This is a genomic window from Sphingomonas sandaracina (assembly GCF_036663695.1).
Classification (GTDB): Bacteria; Pseudomonadota; Alphaproteobacteria; order Sphingomonadales; family Sphingomonadaceae; genus Sphingomonas.
Genome location: NZ_JAXOJK010000002.1, coordinates 352570 through 379327, shown reverse-complemented (window position 1 = coordinate 379327; position 26758 = coordinate 352570). Strand labels below are relative to the sequence as shown.

At 66.0% G+C, this 26758-nt stretch carries 25 protein-coding genes and 2 riboswitches; of the genes, 12 read left to right on the top strand and 13 right to left on the bottom strand.

The window, feature by feature from the left end:
- Positions 1–105: 105 nt before the first annotated feature.
- Complete coding sequence (rpsA, locus tag U1707_RS07070; protein ID WP_055879635.1) at positions 106–1824, top strand: 30S ribosomal protein S1; 1719 nt, start codon at positions 106–108, stop codon at positions 1822–1824.
- Positions 1825–1984: 160 nt separating this feature from the next.
- On the top strand, positions 1985–2263 hold the full coding sequence (gene ihfB / locus U1707_RS07065) for an integration host factor subunit beta (protein WP_131583316.1): 279 nt from the start codon (positions 1985–1987) through the stop codon (positions 2261–2263).
- A gap of 541 nt (positions 2264–2804) precedes the next feature.
- Here ihfB and U1707_RS07060 read toward each other — a convergent pair.
- Positions 2805–3002, bottom strand: a complete 198-nt coding sequence (locus tag U1707_RS07060) for a hypothetical protein (RefSeq protein ID WP_332799382.1) — start codon at positions 3000–3002, stop codon at positions 2805–2807.
- A gap of 170 nt (positions 3003–3172) precedes the next feature.
- On the opposite strand from U1707_RS07060, the gene U1707_RS07055 reads away from it, so the two are divergent.
- Positions 3173–3850: an outer membrane protein gene (locus U1707_RS07055; RefSeq protein WP_332799381.1), complete on the top strand. Its 678-nt coding sequence runs from the start codon at positions 3173–3175 to the stop codon at positions 3848–3850.
- 43 nt (positions 3851–3893) lie between these two features.
- Positions 3894–4964, top strand: a complete 1071-nt coding sequence (locus U1707_RS07050; RefSeq protein ID WP_332799380.1) for a PA0069 family radical SAM protein — start codon at positions 3894–3896, stop codon at positions 4962–4964.
- A gap of 150 nt (positions 4965–5114) precedes the next feature.
- On the opposite strand, the gene U1707_RS07045 is transcribed toward U1707_RS07050, so the two are convergent.
- Positions 5115–6650 carry an aminoacyl--tRNA ligase-related protein gene (locus U1707_RS07045; protein WP_332799787.1) on the bottom strand — a complete coding sequence of 512 codons (1536 nt, stop codon included), beginning with the start codon at positions 6648–6650 and terminating at the stop codon, positions 5115–5117.
- Positions 6651–6855: 205 nt separating this feature from the next.
- On the opposite strand from U1707_RS07045, the gene U1707_RS07040 reads away from it, so the two are divergent.
- Complete coding sequence (locus U1707_RS07040; protein WP_332799379.1) at positions 6856–7752, top strand: DMT family transporter; 897 nt, start codon at positions 6856–6858, stop codon at positions 7750–7752.
- A gap of 175 nt (positions 7753–7927) precedes the next feature.
- On the opposite strand, the gene gcvPB is transcribed toward U1707_RS07040, so the two are convergent.
- The 7 genes from gcvPB to glmU all read right to left on the bottom strand — a co-directional run bounded on the left by gcvPB (position 7928) and on the right by glmU (position 16868).
- The gene (gcvPB, locus tag U1707_RS07035) at positions 7928–9565 is read right to left on the bottom strand and encodes an aminomethyl-transferring glycine dehydrogenase subunit GcvPB (protein WP_332799378.1); all 1638 of its coding nucleotides are present in this window, start codon (positions 9563–9565) and stop codon (positions 7928–7930) included.
- Positions 9562–10920 carry an aminomethyl-transferring glycine dehydrogenase subunit GcvPA gene (gene gcvPA / locus U1707_RS07030; protein WP_332799377.1) on the bottom strand — a complete coding sequence of 453 codons (1359 nt, stop codon included), beginning with the start codon at positions 10918–10920 and terminating at the stop codon, positions 9562–9564. The genes gcvPB and gcvPA overlap by 4 nt, the downstream gene beginning before the upstream one ends.
- 125 nt (positions 10921–11045) lie before the next feature.
- Positions 11046–11429: a glycine cleavage system protein GcvH gene (gene gcvH / locus U1707_RS07025; RefSeq protein ID WP_332799376.1), complete on the bottom strand. Its 384-nt coding sequence runs from the start codon at positions 11427–11429 to the stop codon at positions 11046–11048.
- A gap of 1 nt (position 11430) precedes the next feature.
- Complete coding sequence (gene gcvT / locus U1707_RS07020) at positions 11431–12678, bottom strand: glycine cleavage system aminomethyltransferase GcvT (RefSeq protein WP_332799375.1); 1248 nt, start codon at positions 12676–12678, stop codon at positions 11431–11433.
- A 48-nt stretch (positions 12679–12726) separates the two neighbouring features.
- A riboswitch (glycine riboswitch) is annotated at positions 12727–12835 on the bottom strand.
- Positions 12836–12939, bottom strand: a riboswitch (glycine riboswitch).
- A 252-nt stretch (positions 12940–13191) separates the two neighbouring features.
- Positions 13192–15015 carry a glutamine--fructose-6-phosphate transaminase (isomerizing) gene (glmS, locus tag U1707_RS07015; protein ID WP_332799374.1) on the bottom strand — a complete coding sequence of 608 codons (1824 nt, stop codon included), beginning with the start codon at positions 15013–15015 and terminating at the stop codon, positions 13192–13194.
- A gap of 18 nt (positions 15016–15033) precedes the next feature.
- Positions 15034–15468: a hypothetical protein gene (locus U1707_RS07010; RefSeq protein WP_332799373.1), complete on the bottom strand. Its 435-nt coding sequence runs from the start codon at positions 15466–15468 to the stop codon at positions 15034–15036.
- A complete protein-coding gene (gene glmU, locus U1707_RS07005; protein WP_332799372.1) occupies positions 15465–16868 on the bottom strand; it encodes a bifunctional UDP-N-acetylglucosamine diphosphorylase/glucosamine-1-phosphate N-acetyltransferase GlmU in 1404 nt (467 codons plus the stop codon). Before glmU ends, U1707_RS07010 begins: the two co-directional genes overlap by 4 nt.
- A 63-nt stretch (positions 16869–16931) precedes the next feature.
- Between glmU and U1707_RS07000 the strand changes: the two genes are divergently transcribed.
- Complete coding sequence (locus tag U1707_RS07000; RefSeq protein WP_332799371.1) at positions 16932–17615, top strand: HAD-IA family hydrolase; 684 nt, start codon at positions 16932–16934, stop codon at positions 17613–17615.
- Positions 17612–17971, top strand: coding sequence for a VanZ family protein (locus U1707_RS06995; RefSeq protein WP_332799370.1), 360 nt, complete (start codon positions 17612–17614; stop codon positions 17969–17971). The genes U1707_RS07000 and U1707_RS06995 overlap by 4 nt, the downstream gene beginning before the upstream one ends.
- Positions 17972–17976: 5 nt before the next feature.
- Here U1707_RS06995 and U1707_RS06990 read toward each other — a convergent pair whose 3' ends face one another.
- The 4 genes from U1707_RS06990 to U1707_RS06975 are packed head-to-tail and all read right to left on the bottom strand — an operon-like array spanning position 17977 to position 20498.
- Complete coding sequence (locus U1707_RS06990; protein WP_332799369.1) at positions 17977–18966, bottom strand: nucleotidyltransferase domain-containing protein; 990 nt, start codon at positions 18964–18966, stop codon at positions 17977–17979.
- The gene (locus U1707_RS06985; protein ID WP_332799368.1) at positions 18951–19811 is read right to left on the bottom strand and encodes an HprK-related kinase A; all 861 of its coding nucleotides are present in this window, start codon (positions 19809–19811) and stop codon (positions 18951–18953) included. Before U1707_RS06985 ends, U1707_RS06990 begins: the two co-directional genes overlap by 16 nt.
- Entirely contained in the window at positions 19808–20098 is a 291-nt protein-coding gene (locus U1707_RS06980) for an HPr-rel-A system PqqD family peptide chaperone (protein WP_332799367.1), read from the bottom strand. Before U1707_RS06980 ends, U1707_RS06985 begins: the two co-directional genes overlap by 4 nt.
- 4 nt (positions 20099–20102) lie before the next feature.
- Positions 20103–20498 (bottom strand): hypothetical protein, encoded by a 396-nt coding sequence (locus U1707_RS06975; protein WP_332799366.1) that lies wholly within the window; start codon positions 20496–20498, stop codon positions 20103–20105.
- 153 nt (positions 20499–20651) lie between these two features.
- On the opposite strand from U1707_RS06975, the gene U1707_RS06970 reads away from it, so the two are divergent.
- From U1707_RS06970 to pstB, 5 genes are all read left to right on the top strand, one after another.
- Entirely contained in the window at positions 20652–21878 is a 1227-nt protein-coding gene (locus U1707_RS06970) for an ATP-binding protein (RefSeq protein ID WP_332799365.1), read from the top strand.
- A gap of 46 nt (positions 21879–21924) precedes the next feature.
- Positions 21925–22983: a substrate-binding domain-containing protein gene (locus U1707_RS06965; protein ID WP_332799364.1), complete on the top strand. Its 1059-nt coding sequence runs from the start codon at positions 21925–21927 to the stop codon at positions 22981–22983.
- A 316-nt stretch (positions 22984–23299) separates the two neighbouring features.
- A complete protein-coding gene (gene pstC / locus U1707_RS06960; protein ID WP_332799363.1) occupies positions 23300–24676 on the top strand; it encodes a phosphate ABC transporter permease subunit PstC in 1377 nt (458 codons plus the stop codon).
- Complete coding sequence (pstA, locus tag U1707_RS06955; protein WP_332799362.1) at positions 24669–25967, top strand: phosphate ABC transporter permease PstA; 1299 nt, start codon at positions 24669–24671, stop codon at positions 25965–25967. The genes pstC and pstA overlap by 8 nt, the downstream gene beginning before the upstream one ends.
- Entirely contained in the window at positions 25967–26746 is a 780-nt protein-coding gene (gene pstB / locus U1707_RS06950) for a phosphate ABC transporter ATP-binding protein PstB (protein WP_332799361.1), read from the top strand. The genes pstA and pstB overlap by 1 nt, the downstream gene beginning before the upstream one ends.
- The last annotated feature ends 12 nt before the right edge of the window (positions 26747–26758 follow it).

Genomic DNA, 26758 nt, shown 5'->3' with positions numbered 1-26758 from the left:
CGTGCCGTCCGGATGCTGCGCCGGCGTTCGGTCGTCGCGGCAACGAAGGCCAAGACCAGCGGACCCAACCGCTTGGCCGGAAACAGACTAGGATTACTGAATTCTATGGCAACCCAGGTAATGCCGACCCGCGACGATTTCGCGGCGATGCTGAACGAAACGCTCGGCGACGCCGACAGCTTCGAGGGCCGCGTGGTGCATGGCACCGTGACCGGCATCGAGAACGACATGGCCGTCATCGACGTCGGTCTGAAGTCGGAAGGCCGCGTGCCGCTTCGCGAATTCGCAGCGCCGGGCCAGAAGGCTGACCTCAAGGTCGGCGACGAAGTCGAAGTCTATGTCGACCGCGTCGAGAACGTCCACGGCGAAGCGATGCTCAGCCGCGATCGCGCCCGTCGCGAAGCCGCATGGGACAAGCTGGAAACCGAATTCTCCAAGACGACCCGCGTCGAAGGCGTGATCTTCGGCCGCGTGAAGGGTGGCTTCACCGTCGACCTGAACGGCGCCGTCGCGTTCCTGCCCGGTTCGCAGGTCGATATCCGCCCCGTGCGCGATGTCACCCCGCTGATGGATATCCCCCAGCCGTTCCAGATCCTGAAGATGGACCGCAAGCGCGGCAACATCGTCGTGTCGCGTCGCGCCGTTCTCGAAGAGACGCGCGCAGAGCAGCGTTCGGGCCTGATCCTCAGCCTGGCCGAGGGCCAGATCATCGACGGCGTCGTCAAGAACATCACCGATTACGGTGCGTTCGTTGATCTCGGCGGCATCGATGGCCTGCTGCACGTCACCGATCTCAGCTACAAGCGCGTCGGTCACCCGAGCGAAGTCCTGAACATCGGCGACACCGTCAAGGTGCAGATCATCCGCATCAACAAGGATACCCAGCGCATCAGCCTCGGCATGAAGCAGCTGGAGAGCGATCCCTGGGATGGCGCGATGGTCAAGTACCCGGTCGGCGCGAAGCTCACCGGCCGCGTCACGAACATCACCGAATATGGTGCGTTCGTCGAGCTGGAAGCGGGCATCGAAGGCCTCGTCCACGTGTCGGAAATGTCCTGGACCAAGAAGAACGTCCATCCGGGCAAGATCGTGTCGACCTCGCAGGAAGTCGACGTCATGGTCCTCGAAGTCGACTCCGAGAAGCGTCGCATCTCGCTCGGCCTCAAGCAGGCTCAGGCCAATCCTTGGGAGGCATTCGCTGCCGCTCATCCGATCGGTTCGACCGTCGAAGGCGAAGTCAAGAACGCGACCGAGTTCGGTCTGTTCATCGGCCTCGACAACGACGTCGACGGCATGGTCCACATGTCCGACATCGCATGGGGTGTTTCGGGCGAGGACGCGCTCAACCTGCATCGCAAGGGTGAGACCGTCGAGGCCGTCGTGCTCGACATCGACGCCGAGAAGGAGCGCATCTCGCTCGGCATGAAGCAGCTCGAGCGCGGCGGGCCTTCGGCCGGCGGCATCGCAGCAGCAGGCGACAAGCTGAACAAGAACGCGATCGTCACCGTGACCGTTCTCGAAGTCCGCGATGCGGGCCTCGAAGTGCAGCAGGGCGACGATGGCGCGACCGGCTTCATCAAGCGCACGGATCTGGGTCGCGATCGCGACGAGCAGCGTCCGGAGCGTTTCCAGGTCGGCCAGAAGTTCGACGCGATGGTCACCGGCTTCGATCGTTCGAAGAAGCCGACCTTCTCGATCAAGGCTATGCAGATCTCCGAGGAGAAGCAGGCTGTTGCGCAGTATGGTTCGTCCGACTCGGGCGCGACCCTCGGCAACATCCTGGGCGAGGCTCTCAAGGCCCGCACGGAAGCCGAGAAGAAGTAAGCTCAACGGCTTAACGAAGATTTGGCCCGGCATGTCGCGACATGCCGGGCTTTTTCTTGTCCAAGTCATTTTGGTTTTTGACTGAGCCCGGATTAGTGCTAACGCTTCGCAAGTTGATTTGTATCAACAAGCAGAACTGCCATATGAGCGGAAAATCGAAATGATCCGATCCGAACTGGTCTCGAAGATCGCCGAGGCGCATCCGGACCTACAACCGAACGAAGTCGAACTGATCGTCAGCACGTTCTTCGACGAAATCTCGAAGCGGCTCGCCAACGACGGTCGCGTCGAACTGCGCGGGTTCGGTGCATTCTCGACGCGGGCCCGCGATGCCCGTACCGGGCGCAATCCGCGCACCGGCGAAGTGGTGGCCGTCGACGCCAAACGCGTGCCGTATTTCAAGCCCGGCAAGGAAATGCGCGCCCGCCTCAACGTGTGAGGTCTTGGCGGCGGCACCGAAGCCGCATAAAGACCGGCTCGGATGCGGGCGTGGCGGAATGGTAGACGCACCGGACTTAGACATGCTTGAGTGCCCGCGGGGAAACCCACGGCGTAGAACTGCTCAAATTCGGGGAAGCCTGTGAAATGGGAATCCCGAGCCAAGCCCGAAAGCGATTTCGGGAAGGTGTAGAGACTAGACGGGCAGCACCTGTATCCCGGCCCGGCCGGGACATGGTGAAGGGATAGTCCAGACCACAAACGCCCGGTCGGGCGGCGGTGAAAACCGTAGCTGGTATGAAAATCCGTTGGGCCTTGGCCCGTGGGGGTTCGAGTCCCCCCGCCCGCACCATCCCCCATACGACCGCTGGCCATGAGCGATGGGCCCAGGAGGGATCGGCCCATGAGGCATCGGCGATGCGTCTACAGGTTGCGCCAACCTAGCGTCGGATGAACCGGTCTCGCTTCCGCCCTGCCCTCACAACCTCCAGCGAAACCGTATCTCCGCTGCCGTCGCACCTGCTACCGGAATAGACAGGCGCTCACTCCGGCGCAGACGCCCCCTTGGCGGCGTGGATCAGGTCGACAAGCTGCCGATTGATCGATGCGCCGTGAAGGTGCAGGTGCACCGCGTCGTACCCTTCGCGCCGTAGCCGCTGGCGAAGATCGTTTACCGACGCACATGCCCCGGATTTTGCCAGTTCGAATGCGCGTTCAACCGTGGTGATCTGTCCCGTCATAGGTCCGGCGTAGGCGCTAAGCTTGCGGCTCGCGAGAGGTTTCTCGTAGCCGGGACAGTCGCATCGATATTGGATCCATATCGCCGACGTTAACCGAACGACTAACGATTGCACGCCATAGCCGATGTCGATGGTCCGCCAGAGGGGACGGATCGATTGGGGTCGATATGATGCGCAAGTTTTTCCTGCTTACCGTGGTGGCACTGTTGCCTGCGACGCCGGCATTGGCACAATCCGCGTACGAGGGTGGCGATACCTATGACACGACCGAAACGGTCAGCGGTTTTCGGATCGAACCACGGATTGGCTATGACCGCGTCATCACCGAACTGAACGTCGAGACGGCCACGGACTCGGCCAGCGTGCGCGCGGGCAAGAGCGGTGTCACCTATGGCGGTGAAGTCGGCTACGATATGGTCGTCAACGGCGGCACCGTGCTCGGCGTGTATGGCGGCATCGACGGATCGAGCGCCGAGCAATGCTTCGCCGACGGCGAAGGCGGCGATACCTGCCTGAAGCCCGGCCGCAACCTGACCGCGGGCGTACGCGGCGGGTTCCTGATCAATCCGACGACATTGCTGTATATAAAGGGCGGCTATTCGAACGGCCAGATCCGTTTGGGCTATTCCGACCCGAGCTTCCCCCAGGACGATTTTCGTGTCTCGGACAACCTTGGCGGCTTCCATGCCGGTGCAGGCGTACAGGCGGGGTTTGGCCGGAATTTCTACGGCAAGCTGGAATATGTCTACACGGACTATAACGGCTATGAGGTCGTCGACGGCAGCGACAAGGCCAGCCTCGATTTCAGCCGTCACCAGGTCGTCGCCGGGATCGGTGTCCGCTTCTAAGATCGTTCTTGCTATGTTCCGTGGCGGTGCCTAGTTTCAGCCAATGAAACAGGCCCGTCCGGTTCGCGGTGCAACGCGCAACGACGAAAGTCGAAGGTTCAACCTGCCACAGACCGAGGCGGACGGCGATTGGCTCGACATGCGCGAGGGTATCGACGGGATCGCGCCGAAGCTTCGCACGACGGTGACCGTCGAGACACCGCGGACCATCATCAGCCGCAACGCGTCGCCCGACGTGCCGTTCGATCGCTCGATCAATCCCTATCGAGGCTGCGAGCATGGCTGCATCTATTGCTTCGCGCGGCCGAGCCACGCGTTTCACGACCTGTCGCCGGGGCTTGATTTCGAGAGCAAGTTGTTTGCCAAGCCGTCCGCCGCGGCGCTGTTGCGGGTCGAGCTTGGCAAGCCAGGCTATGCGGTGGCGCCGATGGCGCTGGGGACGAACACCGATCCGTACCAGCCGATCGAAAGCGACTGGCGGATCACGCGCGGCATCATCGAAGTGCTTAGCGAGACCGATCACCCGCTGACGATCACGACCAAGTCCGACCGGGTGGTACGCGATATCGACCTGCTGGCGCCGATGGCGGCGAAGGGTCTGGCGGCGGTGGCGATGTCGATCACCTCGCTCGATCCCAAGGTGGCGTCGACCGTCGAGCCGCGGGCGCCGCATCCGGAGCGGCGACTGGCGGCGGTACGCAAGCTCGCGGACGCAGGCGTGCCGGTCTACGTATCGATCGCACCGGTCATTCCGGCGATAACGGATCACGAGATCGAGCATCTGATCGCGCGCGCGGCCGAGGCCGGGGCGACCCGCGCGTTCTTCATCCCGGTACGGTTGCCGCACGAGGTGGCACCGCTGTTTCGCGCGTGGCTGGACGAGCATTTTCCCGATCGCGCGGGCAAAGTCATGGCAACGATCGCATCGCTGCGTGGCGGCAAGGATAACGACGCGAATTTCTTCACGCGAATGCAGGGACAAGGCCCTTGGGCGGAGTTGCTCAGGACTCGGTTTCGTATCGCGTGCGCGAAACACGGGCTAAACCAGCAGCGGGTTGCCCTGCGGAGCGACCTGTTCCGCGCGCCGCGGGGGCCTCAGGGGGAGTTGTTCTGAGGCAGTAGGCACTGGCCGCCTACGCGTCGTCAGGTCCAAGCGGCGCCCCAACTCGCCGTCCGTCATCCTGACGAAAGTCAGGATCCAGAGCCACGAACGATACGACCGTAGCTCTGGGTCCTGGGTCAAGTCCGGGATCACGAAGGGACGTCAGTAAGCCCGCCCGATCAGAACCCGCTCCACCGCCGGTTCCCCGGTGAATACGCAGGGACCATCGTCACACCCGGTCTGCCCCATCGGCGCGTTGCGGATGGTGAGCTTCAACGCCTTCAACCGCTCCACCACCTTATCGAGTGCGGGCCCGGTCGGCTTCGACCAGCGGACGTCTACCCAGCCGGGGTTCTTCACCCCGTCCGCGAAGTGCGCCTCGACTGCGGCGAAGTCGTTGGCGGGGACGATATTGCCCTTCACGCGGTTCATCGATTCGACGTGGAGCGTCGCCTGCACGTCATGCAGCATGCCCGAGACCTCGCCGACGAACGCGTCGCGCGGCGTGGCGACGCTGTCGAGCTTGCCGTCCTCGCGGTAGAGGCGGTCGCGACGGATCACCGTGACGTTGCCGCCGGCCATGTCGCGCCCGCCGACCTCGATCACGATCGGCGCGCCCTTCTTGACCCAGCCCCAGCGCTTGGTCGCGGCCTTGGCGGGTTTCAGGTCGAGCAGCGCACGCACCGGTTCGCCGAGCGCGGACTGCTTCGCCAATTCCGCCTGGAGCGACTTGCAATAGTCGACGATCGCCGCGTCCTCGGGCACATCGCGCAGCATCGGCACGATCACCACCTGCCACGGCGCGATCATCGGCGGCACGCGCAGCCCGTCGTCGTCGCCGTGGACCATGATGACCGCGCCGATCATCCGCGTAGACACGCCCCAGCTTGTCGTGTTGCACAGCTCGAACTCGCCGCCGGCATTCTGGAAGCGGATGTTCTGCGCCGACGCGAAATTGGTGCCGAGGAAGTGCGAGGTGCCCGCCTGGAGCGCCTTGCCGTCCTGCATCATCGCCTCGATCGAATAGGTCGCGACGGCGCCGGGGAAGCGCTCGTTCTCGGGCTTCTCGCCGGCGATGACGTGGACGCCAAGGCATTCCTCCGCGAAATCGCGATAGACTTCGAGCATCTTGAGCGTCTCGTCGCGCGCCTCTTGCGCGGTGGCGTGCGCGGTGTGGCCTTCCTGCCAGAGGAACTCGCTCGTGCGCAGGAACATGCGGGTGCGCATTTCCCAGCGGACGACGTTGGCCCATTGATTGATGAGCACGGGCAGATCGCGCCACGACTGGACCCAGCGCGCGAACGCCGCACCGATGACCATCTCGGACGTGGGGCGCACGACCAAAGGTTCCTCCAGCTTCGCGTCGGGATCGGGCACGAGCCGGCCATAGCCGTCGGCCTTCAGCCGGTGGTGCGTGACGACCGCCATTTCCTTGGCGAACCCGTCGACGTGCTCGGCCTCTTTCTCAAAGTACGAGAGCGGGATGAAGAGCGGGAAATAGCAATTCTCGTGCCCAGTCGCCTTGATCCGGTCGTCGAGCAAGCGCTGGATCCGCTCCCAGATGCCATAGCCCCAAGGCCGAATGACCATGCAGCCGCGGACGCCGGATTCCTCGGCGAGGTCCGCCTCGGAGATGACGGCCTGGTACCAGGCGGAGAAATCCGCCTCGCGGGTGACGGGGAGTGCGCGCTTTATCATGCGGTGCGGATAGCGGGTGTGGGTGGGTTCGTCACGTCTGAGTTGCGGCGCACATCCCACCGCCACGCGTCATCCTGACGAAAGTTAGGACCCAAAGCCAAAAGCGGTGTGGGCGGTATCCCGGGTCCTGACTTTCGTCAGGATGACGGAGGTTCAGTGGAGGTTTGGGGTGGGATGCGCGCCCTGCTGCCAGTAGGAGCCACGCATGCCCACCGACCGCATCCTCCCCGCCATCGGCATGCGGTTGCTGTCGGTCGTGATCTTCGCGCTGATGAACAGCGCGATCAAGCTTGCCGAGCGACACGGCGCGAGCGTGTCGGAGATCCTGTTCTTTCGACAGTTCGGCGCGTGCCTGCTGGTGTCGGCCGTGATCGCCGCAGGCCCCGGACTGCCGTCGATCGCCACCAAACGACTGCCCGCACATATCATCCGCGCGATCGTCGGGCTGTCGGCGATGGCGTTCACGTTCAACGGGATCGTCGCACTCCCGCTGGCAGAGGCGACGACGATCGGGTTCACCGTGCCGATCTTCGCGACCATCCTCGGAGCGCTGGTCCTGCGCGAGCCGACCGGGTGGCACCGCTGGGGCGCCGTCGCGGCGGGATTCGCGGGCGTGCTGATCGTGGCGCAGCCGGGCAGCAGCGATCATTTCCCCTTATGGGGCGCCGGCTGTGCGCTGGCAGGTGCGTTCGGAACCGCAAGCGTGTCGATTTTGCTGCGGCAGATCGGCAAGACCGAAAGCGCTTTGACGACGGTCTTCTGGTTCTCCGCGCTGTCCATGATCCCGTTGTCGGTGGTCTACGCGCGGGCGGTACAACCGCATGATGCTGTAACCTGGGCTTGCCTCGCCAGCGTCGGGATCTTCGGTGGCCTTGCACAGATCGCGATGACGACATCGTTACGCCTCGGCCCGGTGTCGGTCGTGGTGCCGATGGATTATTCGAGCCTGTTATGGGCGACGTTGCTCGGCTGGCTGGTGTTCGACACGCTGCCGGCGGAGGCGACGTGGTTCGGCGCACCGGTCATCGTCGCCAGCGGGCTGTATATCGTCTGGCGCGAACATGTTCGGCGGCAGGACGAAACCGACCGGGCGATCGCCTGACGGTCTTGCGCGAAGTGCCCCTTCCCCGTCATCCTGACGAAAGTCAGGATCCAGAGTAATCGGGCGTTGTGGTTCTTGGCTCCGGGTCCTGACGTTCGTCAGGATGACGGAGCGCGTGGGACGCGCTCCGTATCCGATCTATTCCGTTCGGACCGACCCTCCTTGGACGGGACCGTTACTCCGCAGCCTGTGCGAGCGGCGCGGGATCCTTCCACACCAGCACGGGCTTGCGTGCCGCAAGCGTCTCGTCGAGGCGCGCACGGGGTGCGAAATGCGGGGCGGTCTTGAGGCTGGGGTCGCCGGCTTTCGCGCGTTCGGCGACTGAGCGGAGCGCGGCGATGAACTGGTCTAGCGCCGCCTTCGATTCGGTCTCGGTCGGTTCGACCAGCATCGCGCCGTGGACGACGAGCGGGAAATACATCGTCATCGGGTGGAAGCCTTCGTCGATCAGGCCCTTTGCGATGTCGATCGTCGAGAAGCCGGCGGCGAGGCCGGAATCCGAGAACAGCGCCTCGTGCATGCAAGGACCCGACGGGCCGAACGGTGCGTCGAGCGTGTCGTCGAGGCTGCGCAGGATGTAGTTCGCGTTGAGTACCGCGTCCTCGGAGACCTGGCGCAGGCCGTCCGCGCCGTGGCTGAGGATGTAGGTCAGTGCGCGCGTGAACATGCCCATCTGGCCGTGGAACGCGACCATGCGGCCGAAGCTGCCGGCATGATGCTCGTCGGCATTCTCTTCCTCGATCAGGACGAACGTGTCGCCCTGCTTCTCGACGAACGGGAGTGGTGCGTAGGGAGTCAAAGCCTCCGAGAACACCACCGGGCCCGAGCCCGGACCACCGCCGCCGTGCGGGGTCGAGAAGGTCTTGTGCAGGTTGATGTGCATCGCGTCGATGCCGAGATCGCCCGGCCGCACGCGACCGACGATCGCGTTGAAGTTCGCGCCGTCGCAATAGACGAAGCCGCCCGCCGCATGCACCGCGTCGGAGATCTCGCGCATGTCGCGCTCGAACAAGCCGCAGGTGTTGGGGTTGGTGATCATCACGCCGGCGACGTCGGGACCGAGCCGGGCCTTCAGCGCGGCGGTGTCGACGCGGCCTTCGGCGGTGGCGGGGATATCCTCGACGCTATAGCCCGCGAAGGCGGCGGTGGCGGGGTTGGTGCCGTGTGCGCTTTCCGGAACGAGAATGATCTTCCGCGCGCCTTCGCCCTTGGCTTCGAGGGCGGCGCGGATCGCGAGGATGCCGCAGAGCTCGCCGTGCGCGCCCGCCTTGGGGCTCATCGCGACCGAGGTCATGCCGGTGAGCGTGACGAGCCAGTGCGCGAGCTGGTGGATGACTTCCAATGCACCCTGGACCGTGTCGACGGGCTGGAGCGGGTGGACGTCGGAGAAGCCGGGGAGCCGCGCCATCTTCTCGTTGAGGCGCGGGTTGTGCTTCATCGTGCAACTGCCGAGCGGGAAGAAGCCGAGGTCGATGCCGTAGTTCTGGCGTGACAGTCGGGTGTAGTGGCGGACGGTTTCTGGTTCGGAGAGACCTGGGAGGCCGATGGGTGCGGTTCGGAGCAACCCGCCCAGCTTGTTTTCCTGCGCACGCAGGAATCCAGGGTTACGAGCGGCGTCCTTGGAACCCTGGGCTCCTGCGTTCGCAGGAGAACCGAAGGTGTCGAAATCGACGCCTGTCGTCTCGCCGTCGCCGATCTCGAAGATCAGCGCTTCTTCGAGCATCAGGGCTTTGTTGCCGGTTACCGATGCTGGAACGTTACCCGTGTTCGCCTCGGGCGAGGTCGGACGCCAGCCGCTCTGGTTGATGCTCATGCCAGTATCTCCTGGAGTGCGGTGGCAAGCGTTTCGACGTCCTCCGCGGTGGTCGTTTCCGTCACCGCGACGACGAGGCCGTTCGCAAGGGCGTCCTGCCCGGGGTACAGACGCCCGAGCGACACGCCCGCGAGGATGCCGCGATCGGCGAGCGTGCGGACGACGGGGCGGGCTTCGACGGGCAACTTCAGCGTGAACTCGTTGAAGAAGCTCTCGTTGACGAGTTCCACGCCGGGGATCTGCGAGAGGCGCTCGGCGGCGGACACCGCGCCTGCGTGGTTCACCTCGGCCAACTGGCGCAGGCCGGCTTCACCGAGCAGTGTCATGTGGATCGAGAAGGCCAGCGCGCAGAGGCCCGAGTTGGTGCAGATGTTCGACGTCGCCTTCTCGCGGCGGATGTGCTGCTCGCGGGTCGACAGCGTGAGGACGAAACCGCGGCGGCCGTCGGCGTCGACGGTCTCGCCGCAGAGCCGGCCGGGCATCTGGCGGACATATTTGTCCTTGCAGCCGAACAGGCCGACGTAAGGCCCGCCGAACTGGAGGCCGACGCCGAGCGACTGGCCTTCGCCGACGACGATGTCCGCGTCCATCTCGCCGGGCGAGGTGATCGCGCCGAGCGCGACAGGCTCGGTCACGACGGCGATCAGCAGCGCCTTCTTCGCATGGCATGCATCCGCGAGCGGGCGCAGGTCGGCGATGCGGCCGAGGATGTCGGGGTACTGGACGACGACGCACGACGTATCGTCGTCGATCTTCGCGATCAGCTGGTCGAGGTCCATGTCGGCGACCAGTTCGGGCGCGGTCGTGTCGAGCACGTCGCCGGTGAACTTGGCCATCGTGTTCGCGACCGAGACGTAATGCGGATGGAGGCCCGACGAGAGGATCGCCCTGCCCCGCTTGGTGATGCGACGCGCCATCACGATCGCTTCCCAGCACGCGGTCGAGCCGTCGTACATCGAGGCGTTGGCGACGTCGGTGCCGAGCAGCCGCGCGACCTGTGTCTGGAACTCGAACAGCATCTGCAGCGTGCCCTGCGCGATTTCGGGCTGGTACGGCGTGTAGGCGGTGAGGAACTCGCCGCGCTGGATCAGGTGATCGACCGAGGCGGGAACGTGATGCTTGTACGCGCCGCAGCCGAGGAAGAACGGCGCTTCGCCGGCGGTGAGGTTCTTCTTGGCGAGCGCCGACATGTGGCGTTCAACCGCCATTTCGGAGGCGTGCATCGGCAGGTCGCGGACCGGGCCGTCGAGGCGCGCGGCTTCGGGCACGTCGACGAACAGGTCGTCGATGGTCGAGGCGCCGATGACGGCGAGCATTTCCGCACGGTCGGGCTGGGTCAGGGGAAGGTAGCGCATTTTCGGCACTCCCCCCTCCCTGGAAGGGAGGGGTTGGGGGTGGGTAGGCTGCTTGGGATCCGTGCCGTCAGCCAATCGGCCGACCCACCCCCGGCCCCTCCCTTCCAGGGAGGGGTGCAGTGAAGTTACAGCCCTTCGACGAAGGCGGCGTAGGCGGCTTCGTCCATCAGGCTGTCGAGTTCGCTCGGGTCGCTGAGGGTCAGCTTGAAGAACCAGCCCGCCGCTTCGGCATCTGAGTTCACCAGGCTGGAATCGTCGGTGAGCGCTGCGTTGCCCTCGGTGACGGTGCCCGAGACCGGCGAATACACGTCGGACGCGGCCTTGACCGACTCGACGACCGCGGCTTCGTCGCCCTTCGACAAGGTCTTGCCCGCTTCGGGGACGTCGACGAACACGACGTCGCCGAGCTGGCTCTGCGCGTATTCGGAAATACCGACGGTGCCGACCCAATTGCCAGCGGGGCCATCGACATCGACCCATTCGTGATCCTGCGTGAAGTAACGGCTCATATCACTTGGCTCCTGCGCGGACGTAGCGGTGGGGAATGAAGGGCATCGCGGTGACGGTGGCGGTGTGGACCTTGCCGCGTTGCGCGATTTCGATGCGGGTGCCGGGGGCGGCGAGCGCGAGCGGCACATAGGCCATCGCGATCGGCTTCCCGAGCGTGGGTGCGAAACCACCGCTGGTAAGACGGCCGATCGTGGCGCCGGTGTCGTCGATCACCTCGGCGCCTTCGCGGGCGGGCTGGCGGCCCTCGACGATCAGGCCGACGCGCTTGGTGGCGGGGCCGTGCTCGCGCTCGGTGAGGATACGCTCGGCACCGGGAAAATCGGCGGCTTCGCGGCGACGCTTCGACAGCGCGAAACCGAGGTCGGCCATGACCGGCGTGATCTCCGGATCGAGGTCGTGACCGTAGAGCGGCAGGCCGGCTTCCAGACGCAGCGAGTCGCGCGCGCCGAGGCCGATCGGCTTGATCTCGGTGAGCGCGAGCAGCGCGTCGGCGAACGCGACGGCGTGCTCGGCGGGAAGCGAAATCTCGACGCCGTCCTCGCCGGTGTAACCCGAGCGGCTGATCCACAACGGCACGTCGTTCCAGTGGAACGCGCCGGCGGTCATGAACACGAGACCGTCGACACCGGGGACGATCCGCGCGACCGCCTCGACAGCCTTGGGACCCTGCACCGCGAGCAACGCCTGGTCTTCGAGGATGTTGATCGTGACGTCGTCGGGCAGATGCTCGATCAGATAGCTGATGTCGTCATACTTGGTCGCGCCGTTGACGACGACGTAGAAACTACCGCTCGCGGTCGGCGAAGGGTGGAGCGGGTCATACGCCTCGGGCTCGACATCGGCCGCAGAGAAGGGCGACGGCTGGTCGTCGGGGAGACGCGTGGCCATCAGGTCGTCGAGGATGCCGCCGTCCTGCGCGAGCAGCAGCGAGTAGCGCATCTTGCCTTCGCCGAGCCCGGCGATGTCGCCCGGCAGGACGGTTTCGAGCGCGTGCGCGACGCCTTCGCCGGAGAAGACGAGCTGGCCCATGTGGCTGACGTCGAACAGCCCCGCCGAGTCGCGCGTCCAGGCGTGTTCGGCCATGATGCCTTCATACTGGATCGGCATTTCGTAGCCGGCGAACGCGACCATCCGCGCGCCGTGCGCCCGGTGCCATGCGTCGAGCGGCAACGGCAGGATCTCTGGCTCAACGTAATCGTCGGCCTGGTCGATGATGCTGGCAAAATCGCGCTGTTCTGGGTCGCTCATGTATGGTCTCCGTCGAAGGGGCGCGCGGCACCAGACGGTGCAGCGATCCAAACCCCCTCTGTCACGGGACCTGAGAGCTTTCGCGCCGGACTTGTCCAGCGCTTACCCCTTCGGTGGCCCTCGGCGCGAACGCCAGGACGCTTTCCAGAGTGTCGATCAGCCTCGCGCGGTCTCTGGTGCCTGAGAGATTCCGGGGTGGTTGCTCCTTCGGCGGTTCCATCAGCCCTGAAAGGACCGGAAACGCTCTCCCGCGCGGTGCCATGCCGGTTGCCCGACATCGACGCGCCAAGTTGTGGCGCGGCGCACAATCTTAGTCAATCGAGGGTTTGAGGGCGCGGGAAGAAATCCGTGGATACCCCGCCCTTAGCACCACCCCGGCGAAGGCCGGGGCCCAATTGGAAAGGTCGCTGTAACGTAGGAGCGCGCCTCAGTTACCTCCGTCCCCCAATTGGGCCCCGGCCTTCGCCGGGGTGGTATATCGGTGTTGGGTTTGCTCTTCGAATGCGAAGCCGATTACTCGACCGTCACCGACTTCGCGAGATTCCGCGGCTGGTCGACGTCCGTGCCCTTCAGCACCGCGACATGATACGCGAGCAACTGCACCGGTACCGCATAGACCAAAGGCGCGATCAGTGGGTGGACCTTGGGCATGGTGATCGTCGCCATGCAGCCTTCGCCGGCCGCCTGAATGCCGTCGTAATCCGAGATCAGCACGACCTTGCCGCCGCGCGCCATGACTTCCTGCATGTTGCTGACGGTCTTGTCGAACAGCGGGCCCGACGGCGCGATGACGATGACGGGCACATGCTCGTCGATCAGCGCGATCGGGCCGTGCTTCATCTCGCCGGCGGCATAGCCCTCGGCGTGGATGTAGCTGATTTCCTTCAACTTCAGTGCACCCTCGAGCGCCAGCGGGTAATCCGTCCCGCGGCCTAAATAGAGCACGTCGCGCGCGCCCGCGATGTTGTGCGCCATCGCCTCGATCGCCTCGTCATAGGCGAGCGCGCCGTTCAGCGCGGCAGGTGCCTCCGACAGATGCCGGACGATCTCGCGCTCCTGATCCCGCGTCAGCAAGCCCTTCGCGCGCGCCAGATTGGCGGCAAGTGCGGCCAGCACCGCGAGCTGACACGTGAACGCCTTGGTCGAGGCCACGCCGATCTCCGGCCCGGCATGCGTAGGCAGCAACAAATCCGCCTCACGCGCCATCGAGCTGGTCGGCACGTTGACGACGACCGCGATCTTCTGCCCCTCGGCCTTCGCATGGCGCAATGCTGCCAGCGTGTCCGCGGTCTCGCCCGACTGCGAGATGAAGAGGGCGAGGCCGCCGTCTTCCATCACCGGCGCGCGGTAACGGAACTCGGAGGCGACATCGAGGTCGACGGGCACGCGCGCGAATTGCTCAAACCAGTATTTGGCGACCATCCCGGCGTAGAAGCTCGTCCCGCACGCGACGATCGTCACGCGCTTGATCGTGGACAAATCGAACTCGGGGATCGGCAGCGAAACCTCCCCCTCCATCCGCTTCAGGTACGAGCGGAGCGTCTGCGCGACGACGATCGGCTGCTCGTAGATCTCCTTCAGCATGTAATGCTTGTGGTTGCCCTTCGAGATCAGGTCGCCGGTCACGCCCGAGATCGTGATCGCACGCTCGACCGGCGCGTTGTCGCGGTCGTAGACCTGTGCGCCGTCGCGGGTCAGCACGACCCAGTCGCCCTCGTCGAGATAGGCGATCCGCTGCGTCAACGGCGCAAGCGCGAGCGCGTCGGAGCCGAGATACATCTCGCCCTCCCCGTGCCCGACGACCAAAGGCGAGCCCAGCCGCGCGCCGATCAGCAAATCGGGATGCTGGCGGAACAGGATCGCCAGCGCGAACGCGCCGTGCAGGCGCGGCAGCACGTCGCGGACGGCCGAGACCGGGTCCATACCCGCCTCGACCTTCTCGCTGATCAGGTGCGCGACGACCTCGGTGTCGGTCTCGCTGGTGAACACCCGGCCGCGGGCGATCAGTTCCTCGCGCAGCGGCTTGAAGTTCTCGATGATCCCGTTGTGGACCACCGCGACTTCGCCGGTGGCGTGCGGATGCGCGTTGTTGGTGGTCGGCCCGCCATGCGTCGCCCAGCGCGTATGCGCGATCCCGGTCTTGCCGGGCAGCGGATGCGCGGCGAGTTCGTTGGCAAGGTTGACGAGCTTGCCCGACGCCCGACGCCGCTCGATCGCGCCATCGTGATCGGTGGCGATGCCGGCCGAATCATAGCCGCGATATTCGAGCCGCTTCAGCCCATCGAGCAACCGGCCCGCCACGTCTTCGCCGCTCAGAATTCCAACAATGCCACACATTAGCTGCTGTCCGTTCGTTCAGTCGACCGAGAGGAGCTGTTCGCCCCGCTCGATGACGACATGGGTCTGGTAGTAATATTTGCCGGTCGGACGGCCGTCGGTCGTGAAGTCGATCCGCACCCGACGCGCCTCGCCATCGACGCGGATCGTCCGCCCCTGCAACGCCGTCTCGGCCGGCGCGCCGAGCCGACTTTCGAGTTCAGCCTGCGCAACCGGCCAAACTTCGACCGAAAGATTGCGCGGGTCTCGGTAGTCGGTTTCCGAGTTGAGATAGAGGCGCGCCCCCTGCCGGCCCGACGCGCGCACGGTCATCGCGAAAATGCCGGGATAGGCGCCGGGGGCGAGACCGGCGGCACGCTCGATCGCGACCATCGGCGCTACCGCATCGCGCGACACCTGCGACGTGGCGCATCCCGCAAGTGCCACGGCTCCGAGCACGATCAGCGATTTCATGACCGTTTCCTCGCCAGCATCCGTTCGCGGAAGCGCTTGGCCCAACCGGGCTTGGCGATCTGTGCCGGGCGGACCAGCGCAAGCGCATCGGCCTCGACGTCCTGCGTCACGACCGATCCTGCCGCGACGATCGCGCCGGCGCCGATGGTGACGGGCGCGACCAGCGCCGAGTTCGAACCGATGAACGCCCCCTCGCCTACGACCGTGCGATATTTGAGATAGCCGTCGTAATTGCAGGTGATCGTGCCGGCGCCGATGTTCGCGCCGGCGCCGATGTCTGCATCGCCGATATAGCTGAGATGGCTGACCTTCGCGCCCTCGCCGATGATCGCTTTCTTGATCTCGACGAAATTGCCGACCTTGGCGTCCGCCTGCAGCTCGGCGCCGGGGCGAAGGCGGGCGAACGGCCCAACGTTCGCGCCCTTGCCGACCGACGCGCCCTCGATATGGCTGAATGCGTGGATCGTCGCGCCGTCTTCGATGCGCGCGCCGGGGCCGAACACGACGTTCGGCTCGATAACGACGTCGCGGCCGAGTTGCGTATCGTGCGCGAACCAGACCGTGTCGGGCGCGATCAGCGTAACCCCGCCCGCCATCGCCTGGGCGCGGCGGCTGGCCTGCCAAGACGCCTCGACGCTCGCGAGTTCGCCACGGCTGTTGACGCCGGCCACCTCGTCGGCACCGGTCTCGATCACCGCCGACGCGCGGCCTGCCGCGCCCGCGAGCCCGACGATATCGGTGAGGTAATATTCGCCCGCCGCATTGTCGTTGCCGAGCCGGTCGAGCAGAGCGAACAGGTCGATCGCGCGCACCGCCATCAGCCCGGAATTGCACAGCGTTACCGCCCGTTCCGCGTCCGACGCGTCCTTAAACTCGACGATCCGGTCCATCCGACCCGCCGCGTCGGCGATGACGCGTCCATAGGCGCCCGGATCGGCAGGCCGAAAGCCGAGCACGACGACGGCAGGCGTATCGTCGCCGTGCAGCCGGTCGATCATCCGCTGCATCGTCGCGGCGGTGACCAGCGGCACGTCGCCGTAGAGGATCAGCACGTCGCCCTCGAACCCCGCCAGCGCCGCCCGCGCCTGCGAGACCGCATGGCCGGTGCCGAGTTGCTCGGCCTGAAGCGCAGTCGCGATCCCCATCGGCGCGACCGCCGCCTCGACCTGCTCGCGCCCTGCCCCCGTGACGACGACCGTCCTTGCCGGATGCAACGCGGCCGCACTCGCGATCAGGTGCAGCAGCATCGGCCGCCCGGCGATCGGGTGAAGCACCTTGTGCAGGTCCGATTTCATGCGCGTGCCCTTGCCCGCGGCAAGGATCACGACCGCGATCGGGCGTGCGATCGGGTGTGTGGGGGAAGGCGCCGGAAACGGTTGGTCGTTGGAATGCGTCGTCATGCAAGGATCGCTGCCACGAAAGCCTTGCCAATTCCATAGCGCCACTGGCAGGCGTACCCCACAATGACGCATTTTTATTTCGACATCGTCGGGTTCGACCTCGACGGAACGCTTCTCGATACCAGCGGCGATCTCGCCGCCGCGGTCAACCATGCGCTGGCTTCGGTCGGTCGCTCTCACCTGAGCGTCGCGGAGGTCAAGCCGATGATCGGCGGCGGCGCGCGGCATATGCTGAAGCAGGGTTTGACTGCGACCGGCGGTTATGACGAGGCGATGCTCGACACGCTGCACGCCACGCTGCTCGCCTATTACGAGGCGAACATCTGCGTGCTGACCGCGCCGTACCCCGGCGTCATCGACGCGCTCGACGCACTGGCGGCGCGCGGCGTGACGCTCGGCATCGTCACCAACAAGATCGAGCGGTTCGCACGGACGGTGCTCGACCGGCTCGACCTGACCGACCGGTTCGCCTGCATCCTCGGCGGCGATACGGTGGCGGAGGCCAAGCCGTCGCCGATGCCGATCCACGAGATGGTCAGGCTTTGTCAAGAAAGCGGGGGCGGTGGAGGACGCGCCGCGTTCGTCGGCGACTCGATCTTCGATATCCAGGCGGCGCAAGCGGCAGGACTGCCGACGATCGCGTGCAGCTTCGGCTTCCTGATGCAGCCGGTCGAGGAACTCGGCGCCGACGCGGTGATCGACGGCTATGGCGAACTGCTGCCGACGCTCGAAAGGCTCGGCGCATGAACCGCACGGGCTTTCTCCGCCTCACGCTCGTCGTCGCGGTGGTGTTCGCGGTGACGATGGCGCTGCTGCCAAAGCCACCGCACATGCCGATCGACCAGTTCGGCGACAAGTTCGAGCATATGCTGGCGTTCGCGACCATGGCGTTGCTGGCGGCACTGGCCTATCCGACCGCGCGGCTGTCCCGGATCGCCGAGCGTTTCTCGTTTCTCGGCGCGCTGATCGAGGTGTTGCAGTCGATCCCGTCGCTGCACCGCGATTGCGACATCCGCGACTGGATCGCCGACACGCTGGCGATCACGGTCGTGCTGCTGATCGTCTGGTCGGTGCGGCGCGGACGCGGTGCGCGACTGCCCTGAGTTTCCTAACCGTTGCGGAACTTGGTCCAGAGGTGACGCGCGAGCATCGCCGGGGGCATGCGGAGCCAGTGCGAACGGATGTAGAAGGCCAGGCGGGTGACCGGTCGGGTCGGCCTGCCCCAGCCTTCTCGGGCGGTCATCCGGCGAACGTAGAGGCGATCGACGCCGCGCGCCGGACTTTCACCAAACACCGTTAAGACAAGCCGCAGCGATCGCGCGACTTCGCGCTGCAACCCGTGCCGCTCAGCCTCCGCGTCCAGCCCATCGGTCCCGAACTCGTCGACGAGACAGCGGATATCCCACAGGTTGCGCAGGCCGCCGGCCAGATCGCCGTCCGCGAACAGATGCGCCGCGGCATGGACGATCATGCCGTTCGCCGACAGCGTGCGCAGTCCGTTTCCAAGCGCGACGCTTCCCTCGATCAGCGCCGCCGCATCGGGCGTGATCCGCGCCGTGAGCGGCAGGATCGTGTGGTGCACATCGATCATCCGGTCGCGGTCGCGGTGGATCAACGGCGGCAGTTCATGCATCCAGCGCCGGTAATAGACGTTGTCATACGGATCGGGCTTTACCCACTCCCAGCCGGCCGCAAGCAGTGCCGCCTCGACCGCATCGAGCGACGCACGCGGCACCAGAATGTCGAGATCGCCGATCGATCGCCCCTGCCCTGCCGACAACCCCGCCGCGACGAACGCGGTGCCCTTCAACAGCACGATCGGACAGTCGATCCTGGCGAGCGCCCGTCGCGCCATCTCCGCCTCCCACAACGCCGCGCGGCGACCATGCGCAGCGCCGGCGCGGGCATCGGCGAGGATTGCCTTGACCGCGTCCGGCATGGGCAACCCGTCGACACGGCTCGCCAGCGTCCCGATCAACTGCTCTGCGCGTGCGATCGCCAGCACCGCGGTCCACGCATCGGCATCGAACCCGACGACGGTGGCCGGATCGGCGAGTGCACGCGCAAGGACGCGGGCATCGGTCACAGATCGGCCCATAGCGCGTCGACTTGGGCGATCGCGCTTTCCCCATCCGGATAGTCGACCGCCACCGACGGTACGTCCGCGATCAGCCCGGCAAGCGCACGAAACCCGGCTTCACCGAGCGCCACGTAATTAGTCGAGGCCTGCGTCATCCGGACGAACGCCTCGCCGGGCTGGACGATGCGGACCTCGGGCGCAAAGCCATAACGCGGGAACAGCAGCAACGCCGGTCGCGCGGGGACGTCCATCGCCCCAATCGCGCGCGCATCGGGTACCATGTGCCGAATGTCGCCCTTAGGTGTCGCCGGCATCAACGGCCCCATACGGGCATTGGGCCATGCCGCCTCGGCCGCGGCGATGGCTTCGTTCTTCAGGCTGATCAGCCGCGGAAACGCATGAACCATGCCCGTCGCGGGATCGAGCAGCGCGAACTCGTCGCCCATGAACCGCCAGCCCCTCGCAGCCAGCAGCGTCGCCAGCGTCGACTTTCCCGCCCCCGAGATGCCCGTCATCAACAGCGCGCGACCGTCGCGTTCGACGGCGGACGCGTGGAGCAACAGGTACCGCCGCGCGCCGAGCGCCATCTGCAGGTTCATCGCCATCTCCGCCGCGAGCAGCCCCTGCCGCAACGGCAACGGCGCCGCCTCGGGCAGCATGTAATCGCCACCGATCTCGACCGAGGGGCGAATGAGCCGGCGCCAGGGTCGGCGCGCGAAAAGGCGTACGGTGAAGTCCGGGACGCCGTCGTTCGGCTTGGGATAATCGCGGTACAGGCTCTCCAACTGCGCGATCGGCGACCGCCAGTCGGAGCCGATGCGAAAGCCGATCGGGCCGATGCGCACCGCAAACGCATGCCTCATGTCGTTTCGATCAGTCCGGCCTCGACCAGTTCGTCGAGCCGGGCCGCCAACGCGTCGTGGCTGCCGTCGGTGAGATCGTAATCCTGCCCCAGCCGGTCGAGCAACGCTTGCAGCGTCGATCCAGCCTCGCCCAATACCGCGAGGATCTGGGGAGCGGGTTCGGTCAGCAGGTGCGTGATGCCCGACGCACGATGATAGACCGCGGTGAATTCGTCGAGCGGCGCGATCAGCAGGCCGTCCGCCGACGGCGCTCGATAGATCGCGTCGTCGACGGCGTCAGGGTGCACGGCGTCAGGCGCGCGGCATCTGCAACGATGCGAAGCAGGTGAAGCCGCCCTGGCCGCGCTGCAACCGGCGGATATAGTTCACATAGGCGCGACTGCGCTCGGAATCGGTACCGGGCAGGCTGCTGCCGGTCGCCATCGATCGCTTGACCGCTTCGCCCTTGAACGGCCGCGACGCCGGCGGAAAGGCACCCCTGGTGCGTGCCGGAACGACCCGGCCATTGGCATCGATATAGCTGCCCGCGCGACCCGGATCGGGCACCGGAATCTCGCAATTGAGCACCGAACCCGCCGTCTGAGCAAGCGCCGGCCGGATCGAAACCACCGCTGTCGCCGCCACCGCACCCAACGCCAGCACACGCCGACGCGTCGGCACGCCGTCCTCGCGGTCTTCCGGGATCATGGCTGAATCCTGCTCTGGTCGCGTATCGTCGCTCATGATGCCCCTGTTATACGCCAAGCCCTTTCACAATCCTGAAGCGCTGACAATATAGCCGCACCGATCGTACCGAACTAGGACGGAGGCGCGCCATGTCCACGCGCCTTGGAGATCACCATGCTTTCCGGATTTGGCCTGCGTACCTTCTGGGCGATCGTCGTCGTCGTCATGGCCTCGGTCGCGGTGTTTGTGATCACCCGCGATATCCAGGGCGCGATCGTCGCCGTGGTCGGCGGCGTCGCCGCGGCGCTGGTTGCCGCCGGAACCGGCGACGAGGCGCTTGCCCCGGACGATACGATGTCCGCCCCGCCGTCGGTTCTGGACGAAGTGCTCGATGCGATCGTCGCGCCGGTGATGCTGGTGGAGGACGGACGTGTCACCCTGGCCAATCAGGCGGCGCGGACGTTGCTCGGCGCGCATATCCTCGGCGAGGACGCGCGCGTCGCGATCCGCCATCCCGCCGCCGCCGAACGCCTGGGTACGCCGGGACCGATCGACGGGGAGCGGCCGATCGAACTGGTCGGGCTAGGCACCCGCGACCAGCGCTGGGAAATGCTGCTGAGCGAGACGTCGGAGGGGCAGCGCATCGTCCACCTCGTCGATCAGACCGGCAACTACGCCGCCGAGCGGATGCGGATCGATTTCGTCGCCAATGCGAGCCACGAACTGCGCACGCCGCTCGCCTCGATCCTCGGATTCATCGAGACGCTGCGCGAAGAGGCGGGCGAGGATGCCGAGGTGCGCGCGCGCTTTCTCAAGGTCATGGACGACGAGGCGCGGCGGATGCAGCGGCTGGTCGAGGATCTGATCTCGTTGTCGCGCATCGAGGCGGAGAAATTCCGCCTGCCCGATCAGGCGGTCGACTTCGCGCGGCTCGTCGACGATGTGCGCGCGGAACTTGCCGATGCCGCGGGCGATCGCGGCCGCGATCTGGTCGCGACGATCGCGCGGGACATCGCAGCGGTATCGGGCGACCGCGTCCAGCTGTCGCAGATGCTCCACAACCTCATCGGCAACGCGATGAAATACGGGCGGGCCGGTACGCCGGTCACGATCGATCTGCGACGCGACGACGCGGGCATGATCCGGCTGTCGATCCGCGACGAGGGCGACGGGATCGCAGCCGTCCATATCCCCCGACTGACCGAGCGCTTCTATCGCGCCGATGCGGGGCGCAGCCGATCGCTCGGCGGCACCGGCCTGGGGCTCGCTATCGTCAAGCACATCGTCGAGCGGCACCGCGGGCGACTCGATATCGCTAGTCAGGTCGGCGTCGGCACCACCGTTTCGGTCATCCTGCCCCCGAGCGGCGTGACAACCAAAGGCGCTGTCATAAAAGGGTAACTCAACTGTCACACAGGATCGTCTTAAGTACCGCTAAGGCCGGTGCATGACGGGAATTCTGGTGCAGCGGTTTGTTCTTCTAGGCGTGTTGGGCGCGCTCGCCGCGTGCGTCGATCAGGCGAACGGCGGCGGCGCTGGGTCGCGCGATCAGATCACCGCGGTCGGATCGTCGACGGTCTACCCGTTCACGACGATGATCGCCGAGCAGCTCGTCGCGAACGATCCCGATGCTAAGGCGCCGGTGATCGAATCGACCGGCACGGGTGCCGGCATGAAGCTGTTCTGCGCAGGCGTCGGTGCCGCGCATCCCGATATCGAGGATGCGTCGCGGCGGATGAAGGCGAGCGAATACGCGGCGTGCGCCAAGAACGGCGTGCGCGACGTGATGGAAATCCAGGTCGGCATCGACGGCATCGCCTTTGCCGAGGCGAAGAACGGCCCGAAGATGCAACTGACGCCGAGCGACCTCTACAAGGCACTCGCCGCCAATCCCGGCGGCAAGCCGAACACGGCACGGGTGTGGCGCGACGTGAACCCGGCGCTGCCTGGGGTGCCGATCCAGGTGTACGGCCCGCCCGCGACCAGCGGCACGCGCGATGCGCTGGCCGAGCTGATCCTGACCAAGGGTTGCGAGACGAGCGATCCAACCGCCAAGGCGCTCGCGAAGTCGGATCCCGAGGCGCACACGGCGCTCTGCACGCGAGTCCGGGAGGACGGCGTGTATGTCGATGCGGGCGAGAACGACAATCTGATCGTTCAGAAACTTCAGTCCAATCCCAATGCGATCGGCGTGTTCGGCTACAGCTATCTCGAAGAGAACAAGGACGACGTGAACGGCGTTTCGATCTCGGGCGTGGCGCCCACCTATGCGACGATCGCGGACAACCGCTATCCCGGATCCCGACCGCTCTATATCTATGTGAAGAAGGCGCATCTGACCGCGATCCCGGGGCTGCGGAACCTGTTGAAGCTGTACGCAGCGAACTGGGGTGTCGATGGCCCGCTGGTGAAGCGCGGCCTGATCGCGGCACCGGCGGAAGTCCAGGCGCGGTCGGCGGCGATCATCGCGAACGAGACGGTTCTCGAGCCGGCGAGTTTGTCGTGATGCGGTTTTCGTCCACTATGCCTGCCTTCTTCACGGTTCCATCGCGAAAGCGGGGATCCAGGAGCCAAGCTCGATATCGGAACTTAGCTGGGCCCCCGCCTCCGCGGGGGAACGGGCGCTTGGCGGCGACCACACTACACAACAGGGTCACCACCCCGGCGGAGGCCGGGGCCCAACTGGGCAACGTTCCGTTGGCTGATGCTGCGCGCGGTTACTTCAACCTTTCCAATTGGGCCCCGGCCTTCGCCGGGGTGGGGTATGCTTTAGGGATGCCGAGCGCGCATCGTCGAGCGGTATCAATGGTAGGGCACGCCTGATGTCCCCCATCGCGCTCCTCTTCCTCGTCCTGGGCCTCGGCCTCATCGGCTGGCTCACCGCGCGCGTCCGCGCCACGCGGTTCCGCGCGGGCAGCACGGTGCGGTTCAGTTCGCTCCCCTCGCACCACGGCTGGTTCGTCGCGCTGTGGACGGCCATTCCCCCGCTCGTTTTCCTCGTCGTCTGGTCGATGACCGCGCCGGCGCTCGTCACCGACGCCGTGCTCGCAACGCCGGCAGCGATCCAGCTTCCCCCGCCCGGCTTCGATCGCGCATCGATCCTGTCCGAAGCGCGCAGCCTTGCCGAAGGGCGCAGCTTCGGCGCGTTCCACGGGCTCGCGCGAACATTGGCGCCGTCCTACGCCGCCGCGCAATCCCGCTACGACTGGATCGCCACGGCGCTCGCACTGCTGCTCGCCTTCGCAGGCGGCGCGTTCGCCTTCACGCGCGTGAAGCCCGGGTTCGGCGCACGGACTCAGGTCGAGCGGGTCGTGATGCTGATGCTGCTCGGCGCGTCGCTGATCGCGATCCTGACCACGGTCGGCATCGTCGCCTCGCTGCTGTACGAATCCGCGCGGTTCTTCTCCGTCGTGCCGATCACCGACTTCCTGTTCGGCACGCACTGGAGCCCGCAAGTCATCGACGCACGCGATCCTGGCGCGTCGCTGGGCGCGGTGCCGCTGTTCTGGGGGACGTTCTTCATCGGCGCGGTGATCGCGATGATCGTCGCCATTCCGTTTGGTTTGATGAGCGCGATCTACCTCACGCAATATGCCGCGCCCAACACGCGCAAGTGGATGAAGCCGATCCTCGAGGTGCTCGCGGGCGTACCGACCGTCGTCTACGGCTATTTTGCCGCGCTGACCGTCGCGCCTGCGGTGCGTGACCTCGCGGTATCGGTCGGGATCAGCTGGGCGTCGTCGGAAAGCGCGCTCGCCGCCGGCCTCGTGATGGGCATCATGATCATCCCGTTCGTCTCGTCGATGGCGGATGACTCGATCGCCGCTGTTCCCTCGTCGATGCGCGACGGCAGCCTTGCAATGGGTGCGACCTCGTCCGAGACGATCCGCCGCGTGCTGCTGCCGGCCGCGCTGCCCGGCGTCGTCGGCGGTGTGCTGCTGGCTGTCAGCCGCGCGATCGGCGAGACGATGATCGTCGTGATGGCCGCCTCCGGTGTCGCCACGCTGACGCTCAACCCGTTCGCCAGCACGACGACCGTCACCAAGCAGATCGTCGACCTGCTGACAGGTGAGGCCGAGTTCGACAGCCCCAAGACGCTCGCCGCGTTCGCGCTCGGGCTGACGCTATTCGTGGTTACGCTCCTTCTCAACATCGTCGCGCTGCGCGTCGTCAAACGGTACCGCGAAGCCTATGAGTGACACGCTCGTGCCCCAACTGCCCGTGAGTGCTGCGGAACCGGTGCGCCGCGTGCCGACCGACTGGACGACGCAGGCCATGCAGTCGCGCATCCGCCGCCGCTATGCATCCGAGCGCCGCTTCCGCTTCGCCGGGCTCGCTGCGGTGTGGCTATCCGCCGCGTTCCTCGCCTATCTGCTGATCACGATGGTGGTGCAGGGTGCCAGCGGGTTCGTCGAAACGCGCGTATCCCTGCCGGTCGATCTCGCCGCCGCCAAGCTGCCGATCGAACCGGCCCGCCTGGTTGGACGCGGTGCCGATCTCGCGCTGGCGGGCGCCGGTCTCGAAGGCGCTGTCGATCTCGCTGCGACCAAGGCGTTCGGCAAGGATGGCACCGACCTGCTCTCCGACGGTGCCTGGGCGGTAGTCCGCGATGCGATCAAGGCCGACCCGTCGCTGCTCCAGCGTAAGTCGGTGTTCGAAGTCCCCGTCTCCAGCCCGATCGATGTCGCCGCCAAGGGCAACGGTACCATCGCCGCAGAAGCGATCGTCGCGCGGCTGAAGGCGAACGGCGCGCTCTCCCGCGGGTTCAACACCGGTTTCCTGACCTCCGCGGACTCGACCGATGCGACGGGGGTCGGCATCTGGGGTGCGTTCAAGGGATCGCTGCTGACGATGATCGTCACGCTGTTGCTGGCGTTCCCGATCGGCGTGCTGTCGGCGCTGTACCTTGAAGAATATGCGCCGAAGAACCGCTGGACCGACCTGATCGAGGTGTCGATCAACAACCTCGCGGCGGTCCCCTCGATCATTTTCGGTCTGCTCGGGCTCGCGGTATTCCTCGGCACGTTCGGGATGCCACGCTCGGCACCGATCGTCGGCGGCCTCACGCTCGCGCTGATGACGATGCCCGTCATCGTCATCGCCGGGCGCAACGCGATCAAGGCCGTGCCCCCCTCCATCCGCGACGCGGCACTGGGTATCGGCGCGTCGCCGGTGCAGGTCGTGTTCCACCACGTCCTGCCGCTCGCGCTGCCCGGCATCCTGACCGGCACGATCATCGGCATGGCGCGCGCGCTGGGCGAGACGGCGCCGCTGCTGATGATCGGCATGCGTGCGTTCATCGCCGCGCCGCCCTCCGGCCTCGCCGATCCCGCGACCGTGCTGCCCGTCCAGATCTTCCTCTGGTCCGATCAGGTCAGCCGCGGCTTCGTCGAGAAGACCTCCGCCGCGATCATCGTCCTGCTCGTGTTCCTGCTCGCGATGAACGGCGTCGCGATCTACCTCCGCAACCGATTCGAGACCCGCTGGTGATGCCAAACAAACTGAAGATCCCGTCGATCAAGATGTCGGCGCGCAACGTCTCCGTCTCGTACGGCAGCAAGCTGGCGATCGACAACGTCTCGATCGACGTCGACCAGGACGAGGTGGTCGCGTTCATCGGTCCGTCGGGCTGTGGCAAGTCGACCTTCCTGCGGACCTTGAACCGCATGAACGACACCGTCGCCAGCGCGCGCGTCACCGGCGAGATCAAGCTCGACGGCCAGGATATCTATTCGCCCGACATGGACGTGGTGCAGCTGCGCGCGCGCGTCGGCATGGTGTTCCAGAAGCCCAACCCGTTCCCGAAATCGATTTACGAGAACGTCGCCTACGGCCCGCGGATCCACGGGCTTGCCGGCGCGAAGGCGGACCTCGACCGGATCGTCGAGAAGTCGCTGCGCCGTGCTGGCCTGTGGGACGAGGTCAAGGATCGCCTTTCGGACAGCGGCACGGCGTTATCGGGCGGCCAGCAGCAGCGGCTCTGCATCGCCCGCGCGATCGCGGTCGATCCCGAGGTCATCCTGATGGACGAGCCGTGTTCGGCACTCGACCCGATCGCGACCGCGAAGATCGAGGAGCTGATCCACGAACTGCGCGGCCGCTATGCGATGGTGATCGTCACGCACAACATGCAGCAGGCCGCGCGCGTCAGCCAGAAGACGGCGTTCTTCCACCTCGGCACGCTGGTCGAATACGGCAATACCTCGGACATCTTCACCAATCCCCGCGAAGAGCGGACCAAGGATTACATCACCGGCCGTTACGGCTGAGTCGGGAAACGA